This window comes from Kitasatospora sp. NPDC088779, from assembly GCF_040685395.1.
In the GTDB taxonomy this organism is placed as follows: domain Bacteria; phylum Actinomycetota; class Actinomycetes; order Streptomycetales; family Streptomycetaceae; genus Kitasatospora.
This window is the reverse complement of the sequence record NZ_JBFBHW010000017.1, coordinates 94,756-120,985: the sequence shown is the minus strand read 5'-3', so window position 1 is coordinate 120,985 and position 26,230 is coordinate 94,756. Positions and strand designations below refer to the sequence as shown.

Below are 26,230 nucleotides of genomic sequence, written 5' to 3'. Positions count from 1 at the left end.
CACCCGCGACATGTCCGCAGGTCCCGGACCAGGGGCAGAGCCGCTGCCCCGGCGGGCACCCCGGCAGGGCCTCACCGGTCGTCAGCCGGTCGTCAGCCGGTCACCGGCCGACCGTCGGCCGGTGGTCGCCCGGCCGCGCGCTCAGGCCCGCCCGGCGCCCCCGGAGGCACGCGACCACGGCCCGAACTCGCTCTCCAGGACGAGCCGGCCCAGCTTGCGGTACTCCCGCTCGACCGCGAACACCAGCTCCGCCATGCCCAGCGGGCGGCCCGTCTCGGCGGCCAGGTAGGCCGCGGTCACCGCGCAGGCCCGGATGGAGCCACCGGCGAGTTCGAAGTGCCGTGCGCAGAACGCCAGGTCGAGGTCGTCGCCGCGGGGGATCCGCGGGCCCAGGCAGCGCTCCCACAGGGCGTGCCGCTGTTCCTCGTCCGGCACCGGGAACTCCGCGATGACGTCCAGCCGCCGGGTGAACGCCTCGTCGAGGTTGGCGCGCAGGTTGGTCGTCAGCACGGCGATCCCGTCGAAGGACTCCATCCGCTGCAACAGGTACGCCGACTCCACGTTGGCGTGGCGGTCGTGGGCGTCCTTGACCTGCGACCGCTTGCCGAAGATCGCGTCGGCCTCGTCGAACAGCAGGACGGCGTTCACGTGCGAGGCCTCGGTGAAGATCCGCTCCAGGTTCTTCTCCGTCTCGCCGATGTACTTGTCCACGACGGTGGACAGGTCCACGACGTACAGCTCCATGCCGAGTTCGGCGGCGACCACCTCGGCCGACATGGTCTTCCCGGTGCCGGACTCCCCCGCGAACAGCGCGATCACCCCGCGCCCGCGCCCTCCGCCCGGCCGCATCCGCCACTGGCCGAGCACCTGGTCGCGGTGCCTGGCACGCAGCGCGAGCTCGTGCAGTTGGCGCGCGGTGGGCTCGGGCAGCACCAGGTCGTCCCACCCGACGGCGGGCTCGATCCGGCGGGCGAGGCGGGCGAGCCCCGCCCCGTTCTGCGCCCGTACGGCGGCCCGCAGGTCGTCGGCGGTCACCGGGCGGTGTTCGGCGGCGGCCGTCCTGGTCGCGACCCCGGCGGCCCTGGCCACCTGGTCCTCGTCCAACTGGTACGGGGCGACGGCCTCGGCCAACTCGGGTCTCAGCACGCCCTCGTACGGCCCTTCCGCAGGGCCTTCCCCGGGTTCGCCCGAAGGCTCACCCGAAGGCTCGTGCGAAGCCCCGCCCAGCGCGTGCGCCCAGCGTTCTGCACGCTGCGCCGGGTCCAGCGGAGGGGCCACGAGCACCACCGGGCTCTCCTGCGCCCAGGTCGGATCCCACGGGCGCGACCCGTGCACGAGCAGCGGCACCTCGGCGAGTTCCGCGCACAGCTCGCGCAACAGCCCGGCCCGCTCGGGGCGTTCGGGTTCGAGCCGCTCCAGCGGGCCCAGCACCACACCGCTGCCACTCAGCCGCGCCTCCCGGGCGAGCGCCCGGACCACGGCCTCCGGGGGGCGGGCGGCGAGCGCGGTGACGTCGACGACCAGGGCCCGGCGGCCGAGGCCCGCGAGGGCGTCGACCGCGAGCCGCCCGGCGTTGCCGCCCCGGTCCAGCAGGTGCACCAGTCCGCCTCCGTTGGCCACGGTGGCGCGCAGTCGGCGCGCGGCCTGCGGCGGGGTGCCGACGCCGGACCGGCCGACGCGGACCAGCCCGCGCAGCGCGCCGTCGGGTTCGTCCGAGCCGAGCAGATGGGCCGTCACCCGGTCGGGCAGGCGCAGGCCCCGGGAGAGCAGCGGGCGTTCCGGTTCGGTGATCTCCAGCAGGCCGCCGGCGACCAGCGGGGCCTGGGCGGAGAAGCGGAACCGGCCGGCGCCCGCCCCGGACAGCCCGCACAGTTCGAGCGCGAGCCCGATGGTCGGCCGGCGCAGGGTCAGGTCGTCGTTGAGGTACCCGTAGAGCCGTTCGAAGCGGGTGTCGAGGTCGGGGGCGAGTGCCACCAGCAGGAGTTCGAGGTCCAGCGGGAGCAGTCCGAAGCCGTCGACGAGCCGTTCGGTCCTCGATCCGGGCGGTGGCGGCGGCGGTTCCCCGAGGTCGGCGCCGGCCCGGCCCGTCGCGGCGGGCGCCGCGAGGATCCGTTCCGCCGCCTCCGGGGTGAGGTACTGGCCCCGGTACGGGTCGTCCGGGTCCGGGTCGTCGGCCCTGCGCTCGCGGACGGCGGCCCGGATCCGCTGTTCGAGGCGGCTCAGCCGCACCCACAGGTCGTCCAGGTCGGCGGCGGGCCCGCTGGTGGCCGCCGCTTCCAGGTCGAGGGTCATCGCGGCGCACCGCCGCGCCGTCTGCGGCCCGGCGGCAGCTGGCGTTCCCGGGGCGCGGCGAAGCCGTCCGCGCCGGGGTCCGTGCCGCCCTCGTAACGCAGCCGGCGGCCCGGGTCACCCGTGGCCTCCGGGGCGTCGGCGTCGCTCTCGTGGCTCTCGCCGCTCTCGCCGCCCTTGTCGACGGCGCGCAGCACGAGCCCGTCGGTGACCGGGGGCCCCGCCTGGGCCCGCCGGCCGGACAGCGGGGCGAGCACCCTGAGGTCGATCGAGGGTTTCAGCTCGCCGCCGAGGGCCGACCACACGTCGGACACCGACGGCATGCCCTCGCCGCGCCCGGCGGTCTCCAGCCCGACGGTGAGCCCGAGTTCGGCGAGCGTGCCGGTGAGCAGCCGGGCGGGCAGCGCGTCGGCGGCCGTCAGGCAGCGGAGCACCTCCGACAGCAGCCGGTGCTCGTCCTGGGCCCGGTTGGTCCACGCCGTCACCAGGTAGGCCAGTTCGAACCAGCGGGGCGCGCTGCGCCAGGCCACGACCACGCCGTCGGCGTCGTGCTGCTCGGCGGCGCCGGCCTGGCGGCGGGACACGTCCTCGCGGATGCCGTAGAGGAAGACGCTGACGGTGGGGGCGTTGCGCCGGGCGGCCCAGTCCCGGGTCGGCGATTCGAAGACCAGCTCGATCCCGCGTTCCTGGAGGCCGCTCTCGACGAGCAGGAGCCGCAGCGCCTCGTCGACTTCGTGGATCACCGCCGCTGCACCTCCCCCGGCGGGCCGACGCTGCCGGCCACCACGAGGAAGGGGGTGGTCACCGGGGAGAAGCCGGGGCCGCTCGCGGTGATGGTCCGGGGGCCGGTCTCGTCCTTGGCGAGGATGAGCAGCTGGCCCGCGAAGGTGCCGTCGGTCTTGGGGACGGTGGGCGCCGCGGCGGCGGTGATGCCGGGCGTCCAGGTGAGGGTCACCGGTGTGCCGGGCGGGAAGTCCACGCCGCGGACGGAGGTCACGAAGCCGGGCTTGCCGATCGGCGGCACCGCGACGATGCGGGGCTGCAGGATGCGCAGCGGAGTCCGCGCGACGTGGTCGCCCGGGTCGGCGTCCGTGCCGGTGGTGGTCAGGACGGAGGTGATGGTGGTGTCCAGGGTCGCCTCGGGGGCGAGCACCACCTGCACGACGGCGCTGCCGCCCGGGGGCAGGTCGGCCACGTCGCAGACGCCGCCGGTGCAGCCGGGTGGCATCGGCCCGGTGGGGACGCCGGCGGGCAGGCCGAGCGAGACCCGCAGTCCGGTGGCGAGGGCCTGGCCGCCGTTGCGCACGGTGTAGGTGACGGTGACCCGGCCGCCGACGTATCCGGGGTTCGGCTGGGCGCCGACCGTCACGGCCGGTCCGGCCTTCGGCGCGGGCGGCGCCGGCTGCGGTGCGGGGGCCGGGGCGGGCGGCGGTGGCGGCGGGGCCGGGGGTGAGGAGACGGGCGGTGTCGGGGTCGGGGTCTGGGTCGGGATCGGCGAGGCAGTCGGGGTCGGGGTCGGAGACGGGCTCGGGGACGGCGACGCGGCCTGGACGGGTACGACCGTCTGCGCGATGTTGTCCTCGGGCTTCGGGTCGACCACCGCCCCGGTCACCCACCAGCCGAACCGCTGGTCGCCGGCCACGGTCCCGACGACGGTGGCGGTCACCTGGACGACCGCGCCCGGGGCCAGGGTGCCGAGTTCGCACCGGAGGGCGTCGGCGGCGCAGGTGCCGGCCGTGGCCTTGAGCCCGGTGAGCCGGGCGCCCGTCGGCACCGACGCGGTGAACGCGGTGCCGGGTGAGGGCGCCGGGCCGTGGTTGGTGACGGTGATGGCCACGGTGGTGGAGCCCCCGATCTGCATCGGGATGGTGGCGGCCGGCGCGCTCAGCGACAGGTCGACGGACTGCTGGACGCTCGGTTCCTTCTGCCGCCCCGGCAGCCTGGAGTTGATGGAGGTGAGCCGGCCGGTCGCGAAGTCGTAGCTCTGCAGCGCCTCCGGCGAGTTCGCCGGCAGGGCCCGGCGGGACGTCAGCACCAGCTGCCCGCCGTCCGCCGTCCAGGCGACGTCGCGGGGCTGGAACGGGCCGGTGGCGGAGGTGTCCGGCAGCGGGCGGCGGCAGGCGTTCCGGTCCTGGCTCAGTCCGGCGGGCAGGACCACCGTGCAGCCGTCGCCGGTGGCCGAGCTGACGAGGACTCCGTTCTGCTGGTTGAGCCCGCCGTCGCCGGTCTTGCGGTTGAAGGCGACGCGCCGGCCGTCGGGCGAGAACGCGGGGCTGTCGTCGATGACGTCGCAGGCACCCGGGCAGGCCCTTCGGCTGAGGTCGGTGGGCCGGTCGAGGGCGTTGGCGGGCACGGTCCACACGTGCTTGTTGCCGCCGTTGCCGTTGACGACCTCGGTCCTGGTGTAGGCGATCAGCTTGCCGTCCGGGGACCACGAGGGCTGGGCCATGGACGCGGCCGGCTGGCCGTCGGTCGGTTCGACGGTGCCGACGATCGCGCCGGTCGACACGTCCGCGATCAGCACCCGCCCGGGACCGGAGGCCGCCCCGACGCCGCCGGGCGAGGTCCTGGTGAAGGCCATCAGGCGGCCGTCGGGCGAGAGTTCCGGGTCGGTGTCCCAGTCCTTCGGCCCGCGCCCGGCGAGGTTCATCGGCTTCGGGTCGGAGCCGTCGGCGCCGGTCTGCCAGATCCGTTCGATCCGGCCGGCGGGCGAGTCCTCGAAGCGGGTCAGCACGATCCGCCGGCCGTCCGGCGTGTAGGTCTGCCGTTCGAACCACGGGTCGTAGCCGGGGCGGGGGTTGAACAGGGGGTCGGCCGCGGGGTCGGTGTCGGTGTCGGCGGCCGGGTCCTCCCGGAGCACGCTGACGCCCAGGTCGCGCGGGTCCGCTCCGTCGGGGCGGATGTCCGACAGGTCGGCCACGTTGGGGGTGTCGGCGCTGTTGCGGTCCACGACGGGCCCGCCGCCCTTCTGGGGGCCGAGCCAGACCGGTGTGCGGACGGCACGGTCCTCGCTCGCCACCAGTTCGGCCCCGCCGCAGAAGCAGGTCAGGGCGCGGTACACGTTCTCGTACGGCGTCGGGTCGGCGTTCTGCCGGTTGGGGCTGAGGAAGAGCACGCCGCTGCCGTCGGGCAGCCAACCGGCGGACCTGGTCCGCCAGTCGCCGCCGACGCCGGGGAAGAACGCCCGGTCGTTGGTGCCCTCGGGCGAGATCACCCGCAGCTGCGGCCCGGTCTGGCCGGCCTGGTCCCAGGTGTAGACGATCTGGTCGCGCAGGTCGGGCGCGTCCACCGGGTTCCAGGCCGGTTCGACGGCGTTGCCGGCGGTCACCGCGGTGATCCGCCGCGCCGCGCCGCCGGCCAGCGGCATGACGTAGACCTGGGTGTGCGCCGGGTCCACGTCGCAGGTGTACGCGACCCACTTGCCGTCGGGCGAGACCGTCGGGTGCGCCTCGGAGTCCGCGGTGTCGGTCAGCCTGCGCAGGCCGGTGCCGTCGGTGTTGACCACCCAGAGGTCCCGCTGGGTCTGCCCGTTGCGCCCGCCGGGCTCCACCGCGTCGAACACGACGGTCCTGCCGTCCGGGGCGAGCGTCGGCTCCGCGGTGTCCATGTCGGTGGTGAGCCTGCGCACCGCGCCCGACGCCTCGCGCAGGTAGACCTGGGGCAGCGGGCCGTCCCGCAGGCTGGTGAACACCAACTGGTCGCCGCGCGCGGAGGGTTCGGTGTCGAAGTGGACGGGGCCGGGCCCGAACAGCGACGCGCTCGACGTCGGCCCGGTCAGCCGCGCCAGGCTGCGGTGGCCGGTGCCGGCGTAGACGATCCGTCCGCTCTCCGCCGTGGCCCCGGCGGCCACCGGGGCGGTGCCTCGTCCGTCGCCGTCGGAGTTCGCGGTGCCCAGCGTCACCACGGCCACGGCCAGGGACAGCAACGTCGCGACGGCGGCTCGCGCCGAGCGCCGCAGGGGGCGGGGAGTGCCGGTGGCGCCGATCACGCTCAACCTCACAGACCGAGAAGGGTACGTCCGGCAGTCTCCCCGGCCCGGGCGCCGGGGCGACAGGCCCCGGGCACCCGAGCCGGGGGTAGCGACCGGTGCCCCTGAGGGCAATCCGGCGCCGACGCTCCGGCGGCGTCCTCAGATGAGGCCGTGGCGCATCGCGTACCCGACGGCGTGGGCGCGGTTGCGCAGTCCCAGCCGGGTGGTGATCTCGTGCAGCACGTTCTTGACCGTGCGTTCGGAGTACGAGGTCTCGGCCGCTATCTCACTGGTGTCGAGGCCGTCGGCGACCAGCCGGAGCATCTCCGCCTCGCGCGCGGTCAGGGTCGACAGGGTCAGCCCGCGCGGGTCGAGCATGGTGCGCTGGAGGCTGCCGACCCGGTCGAGCAGCTTGCCGAGGAGGTCCCCCGGCATGACGCCCTCGCCGTTGGCCAGGGCGGTGATCAGGTGGACGAGCCGGTCCTGGTCGGCGTCCGAGCGGCGCAGCACGGCGCCGACGCCGCACTCGATGATGGTCTGCAGGCCGCCGGCCTCGAAGTGGCCCACGACCAGCCCGGTCCGGCTCTGCGTGTTGAGGCGGAGCCGGCGCAGCCGGTCGGTCACGGCGTCGTTCAGCCCGTCGACCACCATCAGGGAGACCTGTGCGCGCGCGACGTCGCCCTCGGCGAGCAGTTCCACCTCCGGCCGGTGCCTCAGCTGCTGGACGACGCCCGTGTGCAGGATGATGTCCTCCGCGTACACCGCCACCTGGACCCGGCCCGGCTTCACGTTCACGCGCACCGTGGCGGGCTCGGCCGATCCACGCGGTCGGGCCTGCACGGACCTGGTCGCCCCGACGGCCTCATGGGTGGTGGTTTCGATCATCGTCATCCAACTGTTCCGTTCTGCTTCGTCTGCGTCACCGGACGCATGGTGAGGACGGCCGGGCGCCATGTCATGGAGCCGGCCGCGGGTGTTGCCGGGGGGACGGGGTGGGGAGCGTTGGCTGGGGGCGGGGCATCGGCCCCGGGCAGGGCCCGGTTGTTCCCGCGGGCAAGGGGTGTGCCCGCGGCTTGCCCGCGGGGCTCTCTCCTGGGGGTGTCCTCCGGTCCTACCGTCACGGCATGACCGCATCCGCCGAACTCGGCCTTCCCGCGCTGACGGTGTCGCCCGGAGACGTGGCCACGACGACCCTGACGGTACGCAACGACACCGATATCGTTGAGGCGTACTCGCTGGAGGTGGTCGGGGCCTGCGCTCCGTGGACGACGGTCGAGCCGGCCCGTCTCTCGCTCTTCCCGGGGACGTCCGAGACGGTGACGATACGGCTCGCCCCGGCCCGCTCGCACGAGGTGCGGGCGGGTGAGTTCCCGCTCGGCATCCGGGTGTTGCCCGCCGAGCGCCCCGAACTGGTGACCGTGCCGGAGACGACCGTCACCGTGACGCCGTTCCGGGAGCTGCGCGCCGCGCTCGCTCCCCGGCGCCGCCGGGGCTGGCTCCGCGCCCGCTACCGGACGTCGGTGCGCAACCTCGGGAACACCGCGGCCGTCGTGACGTTCGCCCCGGCGCAGCCCGGCGAGGAGCTGCGCTTCGGGTTCGCCCCGGAGCGGCTGCGACTCGCACCGGGCGAGTCCGCCGAGACCCGGCTTCGGGTGCGCGCGCGCAAGTTGATCTGGTTCGGCAAGCCGGCCACCTGGCCCTTCGAGGTCACCGTCGGCCAGGAGGGCGAGGCCGCCAAGACGGACGGCCCGCAGCCGGCCGAGCGGCCGCACGTCCTGGAGGGCGAGTTCGTCCAGCACGCGCTGCTGCCCAAGTGGCTGCTCGCGCTCATCGCGGCGCTGATCGCGCTGCTGCTGGCCTGGCTCACGCTGGTCCGGCCGGCGGTGCGCAGTTCCGCGAAGCAGGCCGCCGACAAGGCCGTCGAGCAGAAGGTCGCCTCGTTCACCCCGGCCCCCGTCGCGGCTCCGCCGGCCCCGGCCCCCGGAGCGACTCCGAGCGGTCAGGGGCAGCAGGGCGGCGCTGCGGGCGGCGGCTCCGGCGGTGGTTCGGGCGGGGGCTCCGGCCGCTCGGTCCCGGGGACGGAGCAGCAGTTCTCCACGACGGTAGACGTGACCACCAACACCGGCGGCTCCGCGGTGGGCGCCTACCGGGTGGACCACGGCAAGGTCTTCCGCATCACCGACATCGTCGCCGCCAACTTCCAGGGCGACCAAGGGCTGTTGACCATCAAGTTCGGCGAGCAGACGATCACGACCATCGCCTTGGAGACCTTCCGTAACCAGGACTATCACTGGGTGACTCCCATCGAGGTCCCCGAGGACCAGACGGTGACGGCGAGCGTTGTCTGCCAGCAGCCGGGTACGCCCGCCTCGGGGAAGCAGGCCACCCAGTGCCACGAACTGCTGAACGTCAGTGGGCAGTTGAGCGATATCAAGCGCTGAAACCGCACCTCTCCCTCACTTCTCGTTCACACCATGCACCTGTCAATGGAGTGCGACATTACTGGCGGGTTCAGTAGTCGTTTCTAACACCAACCCGGCCTTGATGGGACAGAGAGTGACGTGAGTGACACCCGCCCGGAAGCCCGGCGGACGCCATAGGGCCCGCCAGGACCGGTCATCCGCCCGAACGGGCAAGCGGAGCGGCCCGTTCGTACAGTGGATCCTGCCCTTTCGCCCATGCCTGACACCTCGTCAACCACCGCGCCCGGAAACAGGATCACCGACCGGTCGGTCGGTCGGAAACGGGCGAACGGCCCGTCCGGGTGCCGGTCGAGGGCCGTCGATTACCCTGGAGGCGGTCGGAGCAGCCGGACCGAGGAGAGACCCGTGCCGGAGCACGACCTGCCCACCCACCCGACCGTGCGCACCGCCGAGGGCCTGCTGCGCGGCCGCCTCCTCGGCCGGCACGCCGTCTTCCGGGGCGTCCCGTACGCCCGGCCCCCGGTGGGAGCGCTGCGCTTCGCCGCCCCCGCCCCGGCCGAACCCTGGGACGGCGTCCGCGAGGCGGCACGGTTCGGCCCGACCCCGCCGCAGTCCGGGCCGACAGCCGCGAGCCCGGCCGGGGACACCGACTGGCTGACGCTCAACGTCCACACCCCCGACCCGGGCGCGGCCGGACTGCCCGTCCTGGTCTGGATCCCCGGCGGCGGCTACGTCGCGGCGGCCTCGGACGACCCCATGTACGACGCCGCGGCCCTGGCCGCCGCCGGACTCGTCGTGGTCAGCCTCAACTACCGGGTGGGCGTCGAGGGTTTCGGCCGGCTCGACGGCGCCCCGGCCAACCGCGGCCTGCTCGACCAGGCCGCCGCACTGCGGTGGGTCCGGCGCAACATCGCCGCGTTCGGCGGCGACCCCGACCAGGTCACCGTCGCCGGCCAGTCCGCCGGGGCCGGCTCGATCGCCGCACTGCTCACCATGAAGCCGGTGCGCGGCCTGTTCCGACGCGCCGTCACCCACTCGGTGCCGGGCAGCCACTGCACCCCCGCCCTGGCCGCCGACGTCACCGCCGCACTGGCCGGCCGGCTCGGCACCGCGCCCACCGCCGCCGCCCTGTCCGCGGTCGACCCCTGGCGCCTCGCCGGGGAGCTCACCGCCCTCAGCGCCGATCTGCCCGGACACGGCGAGCGCTGGGGGGCCTTCGCCCAGTCCGGCCTCGCGGTCTGCCCGGTCGTCGACGGCGACGTCCTGCCCGAAGCACCCTGGCCCGCCCTGGCCGCCGGCCGGGCCGCCGGGATCGACCTGCTCGTCGGCCACACCCGCGACGAGTTCCGGCTGTTCACCGTCATGGCCGGCCTCCTCGGCACCTTCACCGAACAGGACGCCCGCACCGCGCTCGACCTCTTCGCCCCGCAGCCGCACGGCCCCGACGCCTACCGCGCCGCGTACCCGCGGGCCACCCCGGACGAACTGCTGGAGTCCGTCCGCTCCGACGCCCTGTTCCGAATGCCCTCGCTCCAGCTCGCCGAGGCCAACACCGCCGCCGGCGGCACCTCCTACCTGTTCGAGCTGGCCCTGCCCGCGCTCGGCGGGGTCCTGGGCGCCTGCCACAGCCTCGACGTCCCCCTGGCCTTCGGAACGCTGGACAGCCCGATCGGGCGGCAGCTCCTCGGCGACACCCCCTCGCCGGAGGCCGTCGCGGTCTCCCACGAGCTCCACCGGGCCTGGGTCTCCTTCGCCACCACCGGCGATCCCGGCTGGCCCGCCTTCCACCCCGACGAACAGCTCACCCGCGTCCTGGACGCCCGCCCCCGCACCGTCCGCTACCCCGAGCAGACCGCCCGCCGGATCTGGACCGGACACCACCCCGCCGCCTTCGACCTGCGCTGACCGCCCGGGACGCCGCCGACCAGTGCGATCTCCACTTCGCTCACCCCGTTCCGTGCCCGTTGCGCGTTCCGTGCCCGGCCCGTCCCGCTCGGTGCCGCCCCCGGCCCGCTCAGACGTCCACCGTCACCCGGCAGGTCCAGCCGTCCGGGCCGGCGCGCAGGTCCAGGTCGTGCAGCGAGACCGCCTTCGGCACGGCGCCGACCAGGGCCGCGGTGGCGGCGTCCGCCATCCGGAAGCGGACCTCGACCGTCCGGGCGCCGTCCAGACCGCGGATCGGGCCGAGCGCCAGCCCGGCGGGGAGTTCGCCGTCGGCGTCCATCCGGTAGACGACCTCCTCCAGGACGCCCGCGAGCAGGTCCGCGTCGCTCGCCGCGAGGACGGTGCAGCCGCGCTCGCCGACGATCCGCGCGCCGGAGAGGTCCGCGAAGCCGCCCACGACGGCGTGCACCAGCTCGCCGATGCAGCCCTCGGCCGTCGGCGCCCAGGCCTCCACCCGCAGGTCCGCCGTGTGCGGCACGGTCCGGTGGCCGCTGCCGGCACGCCCCGCGGGTCCGCGACCGTCCACGAGTGACGCCTCCCGCCCCCGTTGACGTTCCCCCTCCAGCCTCGTCCCGTGGGGCACCCGGAGGCAACCGCGGAGGCTCCCGGGGCGGGTCGGACACGACCTAGTCGCGGACCGAGGCGAGGTAGGCGGCGGTCAGGTCGGGGGTGGCCAGCCAGGCGGCGTGGTCGCTCGGCTCCGCGTAGGTGTTGGCGAGCCGGCGGGCGACCGGCTCGTGCTCGGCGGCGGCCGCGAACACACCCCGCACGTGGTCCGGCACGGTGAGCATCGCGGCGGTGAACTCGACCGCGTGCCGGGCGTGTTGCCGCCAGAAGCGCTCTGCGGTGCGGCACATCCAGTCCGCGGTGTAGGGGGCCTCGCCGTGCTCGACGATCGCCCGCAGGTACGCCTGCGCCGCCCGCGCGGCACTGTTGGCGCCCTGGCCGGCGATCGGGTCGTTCACCACCACCGCGTCGCCGAGGCCGAGCACGTGGACGGCGTCGACGCCGGTGCCCAGCTCCGCCACCGGCCGCCGCACCACCGGGGTGACGGCGCCGGACAGTCCGGCCCCGGCATCGGTCGGCTCGGCGTCCGCCCACAGCTCCGCCTCCCACGGCAGGTACTCGCGCAACAGGGCTCGGATCCGGGCGAGTTGGGCGTCGGGCGCCGGGGCGTCGCGGAACGCGTCCAGCGGCCCGCCGGGCAGCGCCTCCCACAACAGGATCGCGCACGGGCCGGAGAGGGTCAGGGCCGGTTGCAGGTACAGCTCGCCCAGGCCGGGCAGCGCGTGCATCCGCGCCCGCGGCTCGGTGGCCGGATCCGGCGAGCCCACCCCGTGGACGTACAGGCAGGACAGCGCCCGCTGCGGCCGGTCGAACGGCGAGCGGGCGGCGTCGCGTTCGAAGACCCCGGCCAGTTCGCCGCGCCCGGCCGCGACCACCGTCAGCTCGTGCCGGCGGGCGAGCTCGCACAGGCCGTCCCGGTCCAGCGAGCGGTACTCGACCCGGCCGCCGCGCTCTTCCAGCAGTTCCAGCCAGCGCGCCAGTTTCAGCCGCTGGTCCACCGACTGGGCGGGCTCGTCGAGCGTCATGGTGAACTCCAGCGCCCGCACCCCGGGCGGCACGGCGAGCACCGACCGGACGGCGCGGACCGCCGGCGCCTCCCCCGCCCACAGGTCGAGCCCGGCCGCCGCCTCGGTCCGCAGCGCCGGTCCGAACATCGCCTGGGTGGACAGCACCCGCCCGCCGCACACCTGCTCGGGGGTGCGCTCGGCGACCAGCGTCACCTGGTAGCCGGCCGCCACCAGCCCCAGCGCGAGTTGCAGGCCGGCCTGGCCCGCTCCGACGACGGCGATCCGGCGCATGGCGGCCTCCAGGGTGGGTGGTCTCGGCTGACGGCGCCGCCGGCGGCCCGGCTGACGGCCCGTCACGCAGGCACAGTAGCCGAGCCGCCGGGGCGCGTCACCGGGGCCGGGCGGGCCCGGCCGCTCGGTCCGGGGCTCCACCAGCGCCGACTACGCCCCGGCGCGGCCGGCTCAGCCGCGCAGGTGCGCGGTGAGCACCTCGACCACGGCCGCGGTCTGGTCCGCCACGTAGAAGTGCCCGCCGGGGAAGACCCGCAGGTCGAAACCGCCGGTGGTGTGCCGGTCCCACTGGGCGGCCTGGTCGACGGTGGCGTTCTGGTCGGTCTCCCCCACCAGCGCGGTGATCGGCTGCGGCACGGTCGCCTCCGGCGCGCAGCGGTACGTCTCGATGGCGGTGTAGTCGGCCCGCAGCGCCGGCAGGATCAGCTCGCGCAGCGCCGGGATGGTGAGGATCCGCTCGTCCGTCCCGCCGAGGCGCACGATCGTGTCGAGCAGCCCGTCGTCCGGCAGCCGGTAGACGGCGGTCTCCCGGGGCAGCGAGGGCGCGCGGCCCGCCGAGACGAACAGCCGCTCGGGCCCCGGAAGGCCGTCGCGGGCGAAGCAGCGGGCGGTCTCGAAGGCGACGGCCGCGCCCATGCTGTGCCCGAAGAAGGTCAGCGGCCGGTCCGTCCACTCGCGCAGCTCCCGGTAGAGCTGCTCGGCGAGCTCCAGCACCGAGTCGATCGCCGGTTCGGCGAAGCGGTTCTGACGGCCCGGGTACTGGACGGTGAGCACGTCGGCGTAGGGCGCGAGCGCGTTGGCGTACTCCATGTAGTAGCTGGCGGAGCCGCCCGCGTGGGGGAAGATCACGATCCGGGCGGGGGCGGAGTCGGACGGACTGAAGCGGCGGAACCACGGGTTGTCGACGGCGGCACTGCTGGACATGCGGATGCGGACCTCTCTCCGTGACGAACTCTGCTGACCCCAGTCTCGCAGGGCCCCACCCGACGCGGGCCCGAAACCCGGCGGTTCGACGATCTTGAGGCCCGACGGCGGTGACGGCGATCTGTCAGCGATCTGCCGGTCAGGCCTGTGATCGTGGGGCTGCCGGCGGGGCCGCGGTCTCGAATCGCGGGTGTCCCGGCGGCCCCGAATTCGCCAGGAGGTCATCAGCATGTCGTCCACAACCCGCAGCCGGCCGTGGGACGTTCACCGGCCGCCGGCCGCCGCCGGGAGGAGCGTCCTGGTCACCGGGGGCAACGCCGGTATCGGCTACTTCGTCGCCGAGCAGCTCGCCGGGACCGGCGCCACGGTCGTGCTCGGCAGCCGGGACGCCGGTCGGGCCGGGGCCGCCATGGCGTCGATCCGCTCCCGCGTCCCCGGCGCCGTGGTGCGCCACCTCCCGCTGGACCTCGCCGACCTGCCCTCCCTGCGGGCCGCCGTGGACGGGCTCGCCCTCGACCGCCTCGACGCGGTCGTCCACAACGCCGGGGTCGCGCTGGACGATCCGCCGCGCCGGGAGACCGGGGCCGGGCACGAGCTGATGTTCGCGACCAACCACCTCGGGCACGTCGCGCTCACCCGCTGGCTGGCCCCCCTGCTCGCGGCCGCACCGGCGGGCCGCATCGTGACGGTCGGCAGCTTCGCGGCCCGCTCGGAGCGACTGGACCTCGACGACCTCCAGTCGGCCGTGGACTACCGGCCCAAACGCGCCTACGGCCGCTCGAAACTGGCGCAGATGACCTTCGGCCTCGAACTCGACCGACGCCTCCGCGCCGCCGGCAGCACCGTGCTCAGCCTGCTGGCGCACCCCGGCGGCGCACTCGACTCGCTCACCCCGCCCCGCCCGCCGGTCCACACCCGGACCGTCGGCGAAGGGCTGCGCGGCCTGCCGGCCGGGCTCCTCCTCCAGGGCAAGGACCACGGCGCGTGGCCGATCGTCCGGGCCGTCCTCGACCCGCAGGCGCAGGGCGGCCAGCTCTGGGGCCCCCGCGTCTTCGGCCTGCGCGGCGCCCCCCGCCTCGAACCCGCCCAGCCCCACCTGACCGACCGCGCCGTCGCCGACCGCCTCTGGGACGCCACCTGCCGACTCGCCGCCGTGGACCCCCACCTCGGCCTCCTCTGACCACCGCTCCGGCAAGCTGCCGCTCCGGCCTCATCCGTCGGGGGGTCAGTCCACCCAGGGGTCCGGTTCGGTCACCCAGCCGGCGGCGAGGACCAGCCCGGTGACGCGATGGACCGCGAGGAAGCCGAAAGGCCGGGCGAAGCAGACCTCGACGTGCCGGATCCGGTACGGGGGCGGTGGCGGGCAGCCTACCGCTGCGGCCGAGATGGCGGTCACCGAGGCCGCCCGGAAGCCGCGCGGGCCGAAAGTCGCGGTGGCGGTCTGGGCGGCGCCCTGGACGAACAGCGGCTCGCCGTCCGAGAGCCCGGGCAGTCGGTGCTCGACCCGCGAGGATGTGCTCGCCGACGCCAGGCCGAACAGTTCGGGGCGCGCCAGCAGGTCGTGCTCGGCCTTGACCGTGAACCGGGGGACGTGCACACACAGTTCCGGCTGCGGCTGGCGGCTGCGTCGCCAGCCCAGGGTGATTCCGGGCCCCGGGGATCCGGTGGGCAGGCGGTCCGCGGTGATCCGACGGTGCCGGTGGGACAGCGCCGCGATCCCGGCAGCCAGCACCCGGCCCGCCGGGGCGTCCGGCTCGCCGAGCAGCAACCGAACGTCGATGTCGCCGTGCCCGAGGACACGCAGCTCGGTGACCGGTCCGGTCGGCGTCTCCAGGACGGCGGCCCGGTCCAGCAGGGAGGTCCACCGCGACAGGTACGCGACCGGTCCACCCCACTCGTCCTCGAGTTCCGGGCCCGCTCCCTCCTCGAACGGCCGGATCCAGTCGGTCCGGACGGTGAGCGCGGCGGCCAGCACCAGGCGGGTGTCCGGGTCCAGGCTCACCGGCATTGCGTCGATCAGACCGTCCGTGCACCGCGCGGCCCAGGCGTCGAGCGCCCGCAGGTCCTCCGCCGTGTCCCCGCTCAGCCGCCCGTGGACGTCCGCCGGCAGTGCCGCCGACCACTCCGGCCGGAGCCGATCCGCCGACCAGAACCCGAGCGCCGCACCGACTCCCGGCAACCCCCGCAACAGGCCGAGGAGTTCACCCGCACACACGGCGGCGGCCTCGGCCCGCATCCCAAGGGCCTCCTCCAACTCCCCTCGGACGGCGGGGCTCCCCGCCGGAGCCAGCACCCCGAGCAGCGGCCATACCCCGGCCGGCATCAGCACCGTCCCGTGGGCCGCTCGCGCCTGCTCGACCCACCGCGCACCCAGCCCGTTGACCGCCCGTACCGCCTCGGCCCGGCCCATCCGCCCCCCCTCGATCGGCGTTTTGCGCGCCGAGCGTAAGGCCTGGGCGGGGCGGGGTGCGAGGGGATTTCACCGCGCCCGGCGCAGGGTCAGGCTCTCGTCGGGGGCGGGCTCGTGGACGCGGACGACGCGGGCGTCGGCGCCACGCCGCGCTCCTGCCGCCACCACGGCAGGAACGATGCCGGGGGCCTCACCGGGCCGGGCCGAAGTGGACGGCTGTGGCGCGGGAGCGGGAGGCGGTGTCGAGGAGCAGGACGGACGCCGCTTCCGGGGCCGGCGTCGGCGCGCCGGAGCGCGTGTGGCGGGTGAAGGCGGCGAGCAGTTGGTCCAGGCCCCGGCGGTGGCGGGCGAAGACCCGGGCGGAGGCGTGGCGGCCCCGGGCGCGCTGGCCGTCCAGCGCGGTGGCGGCACCGACGTCGAGCAGCACCAGGTGCAGTTGCCGGCCCTGCCGGGCGGCCTCGCGGGCGAGCCAGCGGCGCATCCAGGCGCGGCTGCCGCAGTCGTGCACCAGCAGTGGCCCGCCGCGCCGCACGGAGGCGCGCAGCAACCGGACGTGCTCCAGTCGGGCCCAGGGCCGGTAGACCGCGTACGGCAGGCGCGCGGGCATGACCGCCTCGCAGGCCTCGTGGACGGCGCGCGGGTCGACGGTCGGCACCGCCCCCGCCCCGGACCAGCGCCGCAGCAGCGTGCTCTTGCCCGCGCCCGGCAGGCCCGACACGACCACGACGGCATCGGGCGGGTAGCCCACGGTGAACGCCGCCCCCGCGACGCCCCGCAGGTCGAGGACGCCGTGCGGGCGCTCCTCGGCCCCCTGCCCGCCCGGCGCCTCGGCCGTGCCCGTGCTGGTGCCCACGTGTCCCCCGTCCCTGTCCGACGGGGAACCCTAACAACTCCCGGCCGCGGGTACGGCACTCCGGTCCGGTCACGGCAGGACGCCCCGGCAGCGGCCCCTGCACCCGGGATCCCCGGCACCACTCCACCACCGCGCCCGCCCTAAGCTGACGTCCCATCAGACAGGAGGCCGCAGCATGGCGGAGTCGGGGCCGACGTACACCGGGCTGGTGTTGGCGGGGCTGGAGCGGGATCCGGGGCGGGTGGCGATCCGCTGGGGGGAGGAGGCGCTGACCGCCCGGGAGTGCCTGGACGGGGTGTACCGGACGGCGCGGGCGCTGGCGGGTGCCGGGCTCGGGCGCGGGGACGGGGTGACGGTGCTGGCCGGGAACCGGCCGGAGGCGGTGCTGGTGCGGTTGGCCGCGAACCTGCTGGGGTGCCGGGTCGCGATGCCGCATCCGGACGGCCCGGTCGGGGAGTCGGTGGCGCTGGCCGGGTTCGCCGGGACGTCGGCGCTGGTCTTCGATCCGGCCCGCTGCCGGGCCGCCGCCGCGGGGATCGCGCGGGCGCTGCCCTCGGCGGGCCTGTTCGCGCTGGGGCCGTCGGCGCTCGGGGTGGACCTGTCGGCGTCGGCCGCGTCCTGCTCGCCGGAGCCGCTGGCCCCGCGGTTCCGCCCGCAGGACGTGATGGCGGTGCGGTTCACCGGCGGGACGACGGGCCGGCCGAAGGGTGTGCTGCGCCGGTTCGCCCGGCCGCCGCGACCGGCGCTCCTGTCCGGTTCTACGTTCCTGCTCTGTACGGAGCTGTGCCACGGCGGCGGTACGACGGCGGATCTGGCGCTGGCGGCGGGCGGCACGGTGGTGTTGCAGGAGGCCTTCGCCGCCGAGGCGGTGCTGGCGGCGATCGAGCGGTTCCGGGTCTCCCGGGTGTATCTGCCGCCGCACCTGCTCTACCGCGTGCTGGACCATCCGCTGCTGCGCGCGACCGACACCGGCAGCCTGCGCCGCGTCACGTACACCGGCTGTCCGCCGTCGCCGCGCCGGTTGGCGGAGGCGACGCGGCGGCTGGGCCGGGTGCTGCACCAGACGTACAGCCTGACGGAGTGCGGGCCGGTGACGAGGCTGGGCCCGGACGAGCACCTGGACCCGCGGCTGCTGGCGACGGCCGGGCGCCCGTTCCCGGACACCGAGGTACGGATCGTGGACGAGGAGGGGACGGTGCTGCCGACGGGCCGGACCGGGGAGATCTGCGTCCGCACCCCGACGGCGATGGTCGGCTACTGGCGCGACCCCGAACTGACCGCCCGGGTGCTGCGGGACGGCTGGCTGCACACCGGCGATCTGGGCAGCCTGGACGCGGCCGGCTATCTGACGGTGGCCGGGCGCCGCCCGATGGCGATCGTGGACGGGCACAACGTCTTCCCCCGGGACGTCGAGGAGCCGCTGCGCGCGCACCCGGAGGTGCGGGAGGCGGTGATGTTCGCGACGGCCGGCCCGGACCGGCTGGAACGGGTGCACGCGGCCGTGGTCACCGGGCCGGGATCGCGGGCGACGGCGGAGGAACTGCGCCGCTGGGCCCGGGAGCGGGTCGGGCCGCGGTGCGCGCCGGACTCCGTCCTGGTGCTGCCGGGGATCCCGCTGACCGGGGCGGGGAAGCCGGACCTCGACGCGCTGCGGGCGTTGGCCACGTCCTCGGAGGGCCGGACCGTCACCCCTACAGGGGCGCGCGAGGGAGTGTGACGCGCCCTACTGATGCTTCGAGCGCCCGCGCGGGCGACCTCTCGCGCGGCGGACGACGGGAAGAACCGCCTGTGGACACTCGACCGTGCGGACCGAACTGCCGATACAACCCCGGCGGCGTTCCTCCGCACCGTCCCCAGGAGGCACTTCCTTGACCTGGCTACGCGTCCTGACCGCACTCGGAATCCTCGCCGTCGCGGCCAGTGCAGTGCTCGTCTTCGCCCTCTGCACCGCCACCGCCCGGGGCGAGCGCGCCGGTGAGGACGCACCCGACCTGCGCGCGGACGCCGAAGGCAGCGGGCTCTTCCAGCGGATGGGCGGCGACAGCTGACGGACCCGACGGCCGCCGCCCACCCGCTTCCTCGGTGCCCGCCGCCTCAGTGCCCGGCGATGTCGTCCGGACGGACCTCGATGTGGTCGGCCGCGAGGTCGACCGCCACCCGGTGCTCCATCCCGAGCGCCTCCAGGAACTTGACCGGCAGCTGCACCCGGCCGGTGCGGTCCAGCATCACGTACTCGCGCTCGTTGACCGACTCCTCGCCGTGTTCGTCCGTGACGGTGCGGCGCAGCACCTCGCTGCTGGTCCGGCCGTCCCGGATGGCGACCGTGCGGCGCACCTCGCCCGCGACCATCGGGTCGTGGGTGACGATGACGACGGTGGCGCCGAGTTCGCGGTTGACGGTGCGGAAGGACTCGAAGATCACCCCCGCGGTCTCGGAGTCCAGTTCGCCGGTGGGCTCGTCGGCGAGCAGCACCGGCGGGTTGTTGGCCATCGCCACCGCGATCGCGACCCGCTGCTGCTGGCCGCCGGAGAGCTCGTTGGGGCGGCGGTGGGCGAGGTCGCCGATCTCCAGCGCCTCCATCAGCTCGGCCACCCGGTCGGCCTGCTGCTTGGCCCGCCCGGCCCCGGCCCGGCGCCCGCGCAGCTGCATCGGCAGGACGATGTTCTCGGCGGCGGTGAGGAAGGGCAGCAGGTTGCGGGCGGTCTGCTGCCAGATGAAGCCGACCACCTCGCGCCGGTAGCGCAGCCGCTCCCGGGCGGACATCTCCAGCAGGTCGCAGCCGGCGACGGTGGCGCTTCCGGCGGTCGGCACGTCGAGCCCGGCCAGGATGGTCAGCAGGGTCGACTTGCCGCTGCCGGAGGCACCGACCAGAGCGACCAGGTCGCCCTGCTGGATGGTCAGCTCCAAGCCCTGCAACGCCTGGACCTCGACGCCCTCGGCGCTGAAGATCCGCACCAGCCGGTCGCAGACGATGGCCGCGCCCTCGCCGTACGCCTTGGGCGAGGCGGCGGCGAGGGCCCGCTGCCGGAGCTCCTGCAAGCTGGGGGCCTCGGCGACCGGCTGCTCCTGGGGAGTGCTCTTCACCGCTCGTCTCCTGTCTTGACTGTCCTAGAGGTCCTGGCGGTCCTGAAGGTCCTGACGGTCCTGAAAATCTCGACGACCTTGACGGTCCCCACGGTCCCGGCGGCCGGCGCCGGTGTCACGGCCCGTACCGCTCCTCCCGCCCTCACCGCTGGTCCCCCGCCCGCAGTTCGGTGGCGATCTGGCGCCGGCCGGAGACGGCCGTCTCCAGGACCACCCCGAGGCAGACCACCAGCGCCAGGCCCGCCGTGGGCAGCAGCACCGGCAGCAGGACGGGGGTCAGCACGTCGCCGACGTTGGCGCCGACCAGCGCCGACAGGTCGAAGGCCGACCCGAGCAGTCCGACCGCCGCCAGCGCGACCAGCCCGCCGCCGACGGCCGCCACCAGGGCCTGCGGCAGCGTCTCGGTGATGATCAGCGCCAGCCCCTGCCGGGGCCGCAGGCCCATGGTGCGCAGTCGGGCCAGCAGGGCCGTGCGCTCGGGGGCGGCCCGGACCAGTGTCAGCAGGACGGCCAGCAGGGCGAACCCGGCGCCGGCGGCACCCGAGTACCAGAACAGGCGTTCCGCGGAGCGCTGCAGCGGGTCGGCGGCGAGCGTGGCGGCCACCTCGTGGCTGCTGCGGACCGTGTACCCGGGGGGCAGCCCGTAGCTGCCCTTGCCGGCGGCCACGGCCTCGTCCCGGATCAGCTTGGCGAGGCCCGTGGCGGTGGTCAGGCCCCGGTCCAGGAGCAGGTTCCTGACCTGGCCGGCGTCGACGTTGCCGGCGGAGAGCCACTTGTTCGTCCGCTTGAGCTCCGGAAGGCGCTCGGAGGCGGGCCCGACAGGCACCACCATGAACGGCTTGCCGGGGTCCGGCAGGGCGGGGGTGCCGGTGACGATCCCGGCGACGGTGGTGCGCAGTTGGCCCCCGTTGGGCGTGCGCAGCCGGGGCGGGCCGCCGGCCAGTTGCTTGGACAGGCCGCTGCTGAACAGTGCCGGCACCGGGGTGTCCGGGCCGCCGGGGGTGCCGGCGAGCACCGCCGGGTCGAACTCGCCCACCCCGAAGGTCCGGGCGATCTCGGCGTAGGCCTTCGGCTCGGCCACCACGAGGATGGCCGAGGTGGAGTCGCCGTCGGCGCCGGTGAAGAAGGCCCCGGGCTCGACCCACACGCCGGTCGCGGCCCGTACGCCGGGCAGTTCGGCGGCGGCCGTGGTGAACGCCTCCGGCAGGGTCGCGTAGACCGGCAGGGTGACGGAGACGTCACCGCCGGTGGCAATCCGGCCGGCGCGCAGCCGGACGCTGTCCACGGTGTCGAGCACGGTGGCGCCGAAGCCGGTCGTGGTGACGGCGATCACCAGGGCGAGCAGCGGCAGCGCGGAGGGCCGGCGGCGGCCCGAGCTGTCGCGGGCGGCGCGGGCCAGGCCGAGGAAGCCGATCAGGCCGCGGCCACGCCCGGCGAGGGCGGCCAGCCAGCCGACCACCAGCGGCTGGATCCGGGCCAGCAGCAGGCCGCCGGTGAGGGCGAGCATCAGCGGGGCGGCCACCAGCAGCGGGTCCAGGCCGTTGCCGGGGGCGACGCCGCGGCGGCGGACCTCGGCCACGGCCGCGGCGGTGACGGCCAGGACGGCGAGTTCGCCGACGAGTCGGCGCCAGCCGGCCACGGCCTTCGGCGGGGACAGCAGTACGGCGGCGCGCGCCGGGAAGGCCAGCACGGCGATCAGGGTGACCGCCAGGGCGGTGAGCAGGGCGTTGCCCCACCGGGGGGTGGGCAGCAGCACCAGGGCGAGGGCCGTTCCGAGCAGGGCGGAGGGCAGCACGGTCGCCGCGCCCTCGCCGAGCAGGCGCAGCAGGATGCCGCCGCGCGAGCCGCCGCGGGCCTGGAGCAGCCGGAGTTCGGCGGTGCGCCGGTCGGCGGTGAGGGCCGCCGCGAGACACAGCACCACGACGGCCACCCCCGCCACTCCGGCCGGTCCGATCGCGGCCAGCGGGGCCGCGGCGTCGTAGCGGGCGGTGGCCCGGGTGAAGACGTCGGGCAGGAGCGAGGTGACGTGCAGGTCCGGGCGCTTGGTCACGTCGGCGAGGGTGGTGGCGCCGCGCCCGACCAGGTAGGAGCCGACGGTGGCGCGGGTCTCGGCCAGCTGGTCGGCGCGCAGGGCGCCGGAGTCGACGGGCAGCCGCCAGAAGTTCACGCCGCCGTTGCCCCAGAGGATCAGCTGGTGCAGGCCGCTGTCGCCGACGAAACCGGTGGTCGCCCAGTGGAGCTCCGTGCCCTGGCCCTCCAGGCAGGCGCGGGCGGGACAGCCGATGTCGTCCCAGGTCGGGTCGGTGGGGTTGTTGACGCGGTAGAAGCCGACCACGGTGGACCGGGTCCGGCCGGTCAGGTCGCTGCCGTTGTCGACGACGTCACCGAGCTTGACGCCGATGGTCTCGGCGGCCTTCTGGCTGACGATCATCGGCAGGGGTGCGCCCTCGGCCGCGGGGCCCGGCCAGACGCCGTCGGTGAGGGTCACGAGCTCCTTGAGCCCGTGCAGGTACAGCAGGCCGAGCACCGGCGGATGGTCGGAGAGACGGGCGTAGCCCTCGTTGAACATCTTGCGCGGGGACTTGGCCCGGCTGCCGTAGAGCTGGCTGGTCTCGGTGAGCGGCAGGTTCCGGCCGATCTCCGCGGTCAGCTTCTGCTGCACGTCGTCGAGGGCGGAGGCCGGGTCGCTCAGGTTCGGCTCGGAGGTGGCTTGCAGGCTGGTCGCGTTGACGCCTTTCTGGTGCACGAAGTCCCGCAGGGCGCTGTCCGCGCCCCGGTCGACGACGCGGGGGAAGGCCGCCGCCATGAACACCGTGACGAAGGCGAGCGCCGCCATGAGCAGGGTGGCCAGCGGCGTCGCGCGCAGCCGGGTGCGGACCCAGGGCGCGGGGCCGTGGGCGGGCGCGGGCGAAGGGGTGGGCACGGTGGTGCCGGCCTTGGTGGTCACATCTCCTCCACGTGGCGCAGCCGGGCGGCCACGTCTCGACGGCGGCGTCCGATCAGGAAGGCCGACAACAGGGGAACGACGGCGATCGCGGCCGTGAGCAGTAGCGCCTGGCCGAGCGGCAGCTCGATCAGCGCCCCGGGCGTCGGGCGGCGGGCGGCCGGCGTCAGCACGACGAACGGCACGATCAGGTGGACGAGCAGCGTGCCGAGGGCCAGTCCGACGGCCCCGCCGAGGGCGACCAGGAGGGCCTGTTCGGCGGCCATGGTGCGGGTCACCTGCTTGCGGCGGGCGCCCAGCGCGAGCAGCAGGGCGGAGTCCCGGGAGCGTTCGCGGGCGGAGGCGGCCACGGCGGCGCCGAAGCCGATCGCGGCGAGCACCCCGGTGACGACCGCGATGACCATGAGCGCGCTCTGCGGAGCGGCGCCGACCGGGTCGCTGAGCAGGTCCTCGACGGCCTCCTCGTAAAGCTGGACGTCCTGGGCGCCGGGGGCGGCGCGCAGTGCGGCGGCGGCCTCGGCGGGGGTCCGGTCGCCGGGGCCGGTGGCGGGCAGCCACCACTCGGCGCGGTTGGGCAGTTCGCCGCCCTGTGCGGCCAGCAGCCGGGCCGTGGTGGAGAGGTCGACCATGAGCGCGTTGAGGCCGGCCGCCGGCAGGGCGTCGACCACGGCGGTGATCTTGACCGGCAGGACGATCCCGGAGAACGGCACCTGGACGGTGTCGCCGACGGAGCCGCCGACGACCTTCAGGTAGTCGCGGGTGACGATGCCGGACACGGTGGCCGGCACGCTCGTCCCGGTCGGCTGGAGGACGGCGCGGACCATGTCCCCGAGGCCGTTGGCGAAGCGGTAGCGGATGGTGAACAAGCGGTCGGCGCCGGTCGGTTCGGATCCGAGGACGGCGGCCGGCCCGGGCACCACGTCGCCGATGGCCCGGACGGGGGGCGCCGTCGCCGTCCAGCCGAAGCCGGCCGGCACCTGGACGGCGGTCGCGGGGCCGTCGGCGCTGTCGGAGACGGACAGCCGGTGGACGGTCAGCTCCCCGTTGGACCGGTCGCCGAAGGCGACGATCACGCCGACCACGGTCAACGGCGCGGCGGCCGAGCCGAGCGGGGCGTCGACCAGCGTGGTCAGCGAGGCCGAGACCTTGGCGTCGCCGGTCAGCGGGAGCGTGCCCAGCGAGACCTTGTGGATCATGCCGAAGCGGTCGCGCAGCAGCAACCTGGCCTCCGGGTGAAGCGACGGACCAGTCCTGCCGCCGGGCGTCCCGGCCTGCTGCTCCGGCTGCTGGACGGTGACCTCCGCGTCGATCCGCAGCGGGTGGCCGGGCAGTTCCAGGCCGGCCTGCGGCCCGGTGGGGGCGGGCTGGGCGAGCGACCCGAACAGGTCCTCGCGGGTGCGCCCGCCGAGCAGGTCGGAGCGGACCGGGACGCGCTCGGCGAAGGCGGCGGTGTCCACGGCGAGCAGTTGCCCCTTGCCGTTGGGCAGGGACTGCTCCTCGCGCACCAACGGGACCAGCCGGTCGCCGCCGGGCAGCGCGCCGTAGCGGCCGCCCTGGCCCATCAGGGCGTTGTGCGAGGCGGAGATCCGCAGGCCGCCGAGCGTGTTGAAGGCGGCCTGGTCGCGCTGGGAGGCGGTCCAGGTGGCGTGCTGGCCGAGCGCCAGCACGCCGGTGGCCACGGCCATCACCAGCAGCAGCACGGGGCCGGTGGCACGGGCGGGCCGACGGGCCAGCTGCCAGCCGACCAGGGCCGGGCCGAGGCCACGGCCGCGCGCGGCCACCCGGGCACCGAGCCTGGCGGCGAGCGGCAGCAGGCGCAGCACCACCAGGGTGCCGGCGCAGAGCGCCAGGGTCGGGGTGGCGACCAGCAGCAGGTCCACGCCGAGCCGGCCGGAGGAGTCGGTGGACAGCCCGCCGCCGTACTGGCTGAGCTGCTGGTAGGCGAGCACGGCCAGGGCGAGCACGGCGAGGTCGCCGCCGTTGCGCGCGATGCCGGAGACCAGGGCCTGGCGGCGGCCGGAGCGGCTGCGCAGGGCGGCTCCGGCGCCGCGCAGGAGGCTGGGCAGGCTGGCCAGCAGGACGCAGGCGAAGGCGCAGAGCACGGCGATCGGCCAGAGCGACCAGCTGATGCCGGTGTCCAGGGGCACCTGGTGGTCGCTCCCGAAGCCGGCCAGGGCGCGGACCAGGAACGGAGTCAGCAGGGGGGCCAGCAGCGCGGCGGGCAGGGCGAGCAGCAGCGACTCCGTCGCGGTGAAGGCGCCGAGCCGGGCGCCGGAGGCGCCGCGGGCGGCGAGCAGCTCGTTCTCGGCCGTCTGCCGGGTCGCGATCAGGTTGACGACCAGCAGCAGCGCCGCGACGGCGAGCACGGCCAGCTGGAGGGCGCCGATCAGCAGGGTGGTCCGGGCGACCATCATGCTGGAGGACAACTCGCGCAGGATGTCTGGCAGTTCGGTCCGCGAGCTGATGCTGGCGCGGGTCTGCAGGTCGTCGGCGAGGCCCTGGGCGCGGTCGCCCATGGCCTCCGCCGCGGAGCGACCGATGCCCGCGAAGTCGGCGTCGAGCAGCCAGCTGCGGCTGCTCTGCACCAACCCGCCGGTGGTGAAGGCGCTCTGGTCGACCAGCATCGGGCCGTAGGTGGTGAAGCCGCTGACCTCGACCTCGTGGCCGCCGACCGGGTCGATGCGCCAGTACGCGTCGGTCGGGTCGACGGCCCGGTAGACGCCGGTGACGCGGACGGTCAGCGACTTGCCGCCGAGGCGGTCCGCCACCTGCACATCGGCGGGCAGGGCCTGGTCGGTGAGGCCGAGCCGCGCCAGCATGGTCTGCGGGACGGCGACCTGCGGGGCGGTGGTCTGAACCGGGCCGGAGGCCGCGGCGGGCCACGCGCCGGCGAGCAGGCGGGCCCGGTCGCGGTCGAGGTCGGCGAGGACCGTCAGGTCGGGCTGGGTCCCGGGTCCGGGGACCGCGGACCCGGGGGCGCCGCTGGTGCTGGTGGCGCCGCTGGTCCCGTTGGTACCGGTGGTGCCGGCACCGTCCGGCAGGCCGTAGGAGCGGCTGCGCAGCAGGCTGTCGGTGCGCACGGGCAGGTCCCCGAAGAGCCTGCCGCGGTAGGCGGCGAGCTCCGCCTCGTCCTTCGCACGCTGGTCGAGCCCGTGTTCGGCGGTCACCACGACCGTGGTCCGAGCATGTCCTGGCCCCTGGAGCGCCTGCCGCAGACCGGCCTCGCCGACACTGCGGTTGAACGCCACCAGCGCGGTCAGCACGGCCGTGGTGATCAGTACAGCGAGCAGCACGGCGGCAGCCAGCGGCAGTCGCCCGCGCAGTCGGCGCACGACGAAGCCGAGCATCAAGTTCCTCCCCGGTCTTTACGTCCCCAGGTCGCGTCCCAGCCCCGTTCATCGATCCGATTCGGTCACAACTCGGCCACGAATGGACACACTTAGGGCACATCAACGCAATGATCACCGGCATTTGATCACCGGATAGCGGACGACTCTGTCAGATTCGATCCAGGAACGGAAGGG

The 26,230-nt window shown here is 75.4% G+C and carries 17 protein-coding genes; 5 read left to right on the top strand and 12 right to left on the bottom strand.

Annotated features, from left to right (window positions below):
* Positions 1-141 precede the first annotated feature (141 nt).
* The 4 genes from AB0P03_RS18640 to AB0P03_RS18625 all read right to left on the bottom strand — a co-directional run bounded on the left by AB0P03_RS18640 (position 142) and on the right by AB0P03_RS18625 (position 7,150).
* Positions 142-2,292 carry an AAA family ATPase gene (locus AB0P03_RS18640; RefSeq protein WP_363629711.1) on the bottom strand — a complete coding sequence of 717 codons (2,151 nt, stop codon included), beginning with the start codon at positions 2,290-2,292 and terminating at the stop codon, positions 142-144.
* Positions 2,289-3,032, bottom strand: coding sequence for a DUF4255 domain-containing protein (locus AB0P03_RS18635; protein WP_363585561.1), 744 nt, complete (start codon positions 3,030-3,032; stop codon positions 2,289-2,291). Before AB0P03_RS18635 ends, AB0P03_RS18640 begins: the two co-directional genes overlap by 4 nt.
* Positions 3,029-6,289, bottom strand: coding sequence for a hypothetical protein (locus AB0P03_RS18630; RefSeq protein WP_363629709.1), 3,261 nt, complete (start codon positions 6,287-6,289; stop codon positions 3,029-3,031). Before AB0P03_RS18630 ends, AB0P03_RS18635 begins: the two co-directional genes overlap by 4 nt.
* A gap of 129 nt (positions 6,290-6,418) precedes the next feature.
* Positions 6,419-7,150 carry a LuxR C-terminal-related transcriptional regulator gene (locus tag AB0P03_RS18625; RefSeq protein WP_363585563.1) on the bottom strand — a complete coding sequence of 244 codons (732 nt, stop codon included), beginning with the start codon at positions 7,148-7,150 and terminating at the stop codon, positions 6,419-6,421.
* 233 nt (positions 7,151-7,383) lie between these two features.
* Between AB0P03_RS18625 and AB0P03_RS18620 the strand changes: the two genes are divergently transcribed.
* Positions 7,384-8,700, top strand: a complete 1,317-nt coding sequence (locus AB0P03_RS18620) for a hydrolytic protein (RefSeq protein ID WP_363585564.1) — start codon at positions 7,384-7,386, stop codon at positions 8,698-8,700.
* A gap of 387 nt (positions 8,701-9,087) precedes the next feature.
* Entirely contained in the window at positions 9,088-10,587 is a 1,500-nt protein-coding gene (locus tag AB0P03_RS18615) for a carboxylesterase family protein (RefSeq protein WP_363629707.1), read from the top strand.
* A 109-nt stretch (positions 10,588-10,696) separates the two neighbouring features.
* On the opposite strand, the gene AB0P03_RS18610 is transcribed toward AB0P03_RS18615, so the two are convergent.
* From AB0P03_RS18610 to AB0P03_RS18600, 3 genes are all read right to left on the bottom strand, one after another.
* The gene (locus AB0P03_RS18610; RefSeq protein ID WP_363621797.1) at positions 10,697-11,152 is read right to left on the bottom strand and encodes an archease; all 456 of its coding nucleotides are present in this window, start codon (positions 11,150-11,152) and stop codon (positions 10,697-10,699) included.
* 100 nt (positions 11,153-11,252) lie between these two features.
* The gene (locus AB0P03_RS18605; RefSeq protein ID WP_363629705.1) at positions 11,253-12,557 is read right to left on the bottom strand and encodes a styrene monooxygenase/indole monooxygenase family protein; all 1,305 of its coding nucleotides are present in this window, start codon (positions 12,555-12,557) and stop codon (positions 11,253-11,255) included.
* 105 nt (positions 12,558-12,662) lie between these two features.
* Positions 12,663-13,415 carry an alpha/beta fold hydrolase gene (locus tag AB0P03_RS18600; RefSeq protein ID WP_350881847.1) on the bottom strand — a complete coding sequence of 251 codons (753 nt, stop codon included), beginning with the start codon at positions 13,413-13,415 and terminating at the stop codon, positions 12,663-12,665.
* Between the two features lie 229 nt (positions 13,416-13,644).
* Here AB0P03_RS18600 and AB0P03_RS18595 point away from each other — a divergent pair, with 229 nt between their 5' ends.
* Entirely contained in the window at positions 13,645-14,595 is a 951-nt protein-coding gene (locus tag AB0P03_RS18595; protein ID WP_363629703.1) for an SDR family NAD(P)-dependent oxidoreductase, read from the top strand.
* A 45-nt stretch (positions 14,596-14,640) separates the two neighbouring features.
* On the opposite strand, the gene AB0P03_RS18590 is transcribed toward AB0P03_RS18595, so the two are convergent.
* Both AB0P03_RS18590 and AB0P03_RS18585 read right to left on the bottom strand, forming a co-directional pair.
* Positions 14,641-15,825, bottom strand: a complete 1,185-nt coding sequence (locus tag AB0P03_RS18590; protein ID WP_363629702.1) for a hypothetical protein — start codon at positions 15,823-15,825, stop codon at positions 14,641-14,643.
* A gap of 190 nt (positions 15,826-16,015) precedes the next feature.
* Positions 16,016-16,678 (bottom strand): AAA family ATPase, encoded by a 663-nt coding sequence (locus AB0P03_RS18585; protein ID WP_363585569.1) that lies wholly within the window; start codon positions 16,676-16,678, stop codon positions 16,016-16,018.
* Between the two features lie 175 nt (positions 16,679-16,853).
* Here AB0P03_RS18585 and AB0P03_RS18580 point away from each other — a divergent pair, with 175 nt between their 5' ends.
* Positions 16,854-18,395, top strand: a complete 1,542-nt coding sequence (locus tag AB0P03_RS18580; protein ID WP_363629700.1) for an AMP-binding protein — start codon at positions 16,854-16,856, stop codon at positions 18,393-18,395.
* Between the two features lie 151 nt (positions 18,396-18,546).
* The gene (locus AB0P03_RS18575) at positions 18,547-18,726 is read left to right on the top strand and encodes a hypothetical protein (RefSeq protein ID WP_363621809.1); all 180 of its coding nucleotides are present in this window, start codon (positions 18,547-18,549) and stop codon (positions 18,724-18,726) included.
* Between the two features lie 46 nt (positions 18,727-18,772).
* Here AB0P03_RS18575 and AB0P03_RS18570 read toward each other — a convergent pair whose 3' ends face one another.
* The 3 genes from AB0P03_RS18570 to AB0P03_RS18560 all read right to left on the bottom strand — a co-directional run bounded on the left by AB0P03_RS18570 (position 18,773) and on the right by AB0P03_RS18560 (position 26,053).
* Positions 18,773-19,762 carry an ABC transporter ATP-binding protein gene (locus tag AB0P03_RS18570; protein ID WP_363629698.1) on the bottom strand — a complete coding sequence of 330 codons (990 nt, stop codon included), beginning with the start codon at positions 19,760-19,762 and terminating at the stop codon, positions 18,773-18,775.
* Between the two features lie 142 nt (positions 19,763-19,904).
* Complete coding sequence (locus AB0P03_RS18565) at positions 19,905-22,709, bottom strand: hypothetical protein (RefSeq protein WP_363629697.1); 2,805 nt, start codon at positions 22,707-22,709, stop codon at positions 19,905-19,907.
* Positions 22,706-26,053, bottom strand: a complete 3,348-nt coding sequence (locus tag AB0P03_RS18560; protein ID WP_363585574.1) for an ABC transporter permease — start codon at positions 26,051-26,053, stop codon at positions 22,706-22,708. The genes AB0P03_RS18565 and AB0P03_RS18560 overlap by 4 nt, the downstream gene beginning before the upstream one ends.
* Positions 26,054-26,230: the final 177 nt, after the last annotated feature.

Coding starts and splice junctions, on each gene's coding strand:
- AB0P03_RS18640 (WP_363629711.1), bottom strand. CDS start 2,292: ATGACCCTCGACCTGGAAGCGGCGGCCACCAGCGGGCCCGCCGCCGAC.
- AB0P03_RS18625 (WP_363585563.1), bottom strand. CDS start 7,150: ATGACGATGATCGAAACCACCACCCATGAGGCCGTCGGGGCGACCAGG.
- AB0P03_RS18620 (WP_363585564.1), top strand. CDS start 7,384: ATGACCGCATCCGCCGAACTCGGCCTTCCCGCGCTGACGGTGTCGCCC.
- AB0P03_RS18600 (WP_350881847.1), bottom strand. CDS start 13,415: ATGTCCAGCAGTGCCGCCGTCGACAACCCGTGGTTCCGCCGCTTCAGT.
- AB0P03_RS18595 (WP_363629703.1), top strand. CDS start 13,645: ATGTCGTCCACAACCCGCAGCCGGCCGTGGGACGTTCACCGGCCGCCG.
- AB0P03_RS18590 (WP_363629702.1), bottom strand. CDS start 15,825: ATGGGCCGGGCCGAGGCGGTACGGGCGGTCAACGGGCTGGGTGCGCGG.
- AB0P03_RS18580 (WP_363629700.1), top strand. CDS start 16,854: ATGGCGGAGTCGGGGCCGACGTACACCGGGCTGGTGTTGGCGGGGCTG.
- AB0P03_RS18560 (WP_363585574.1), bottom strand. CDS start 26,053: ATGCTCGGCTTCGTCGTGCGCCGACTGCGCGGGCGACTGCCGCTGGCT.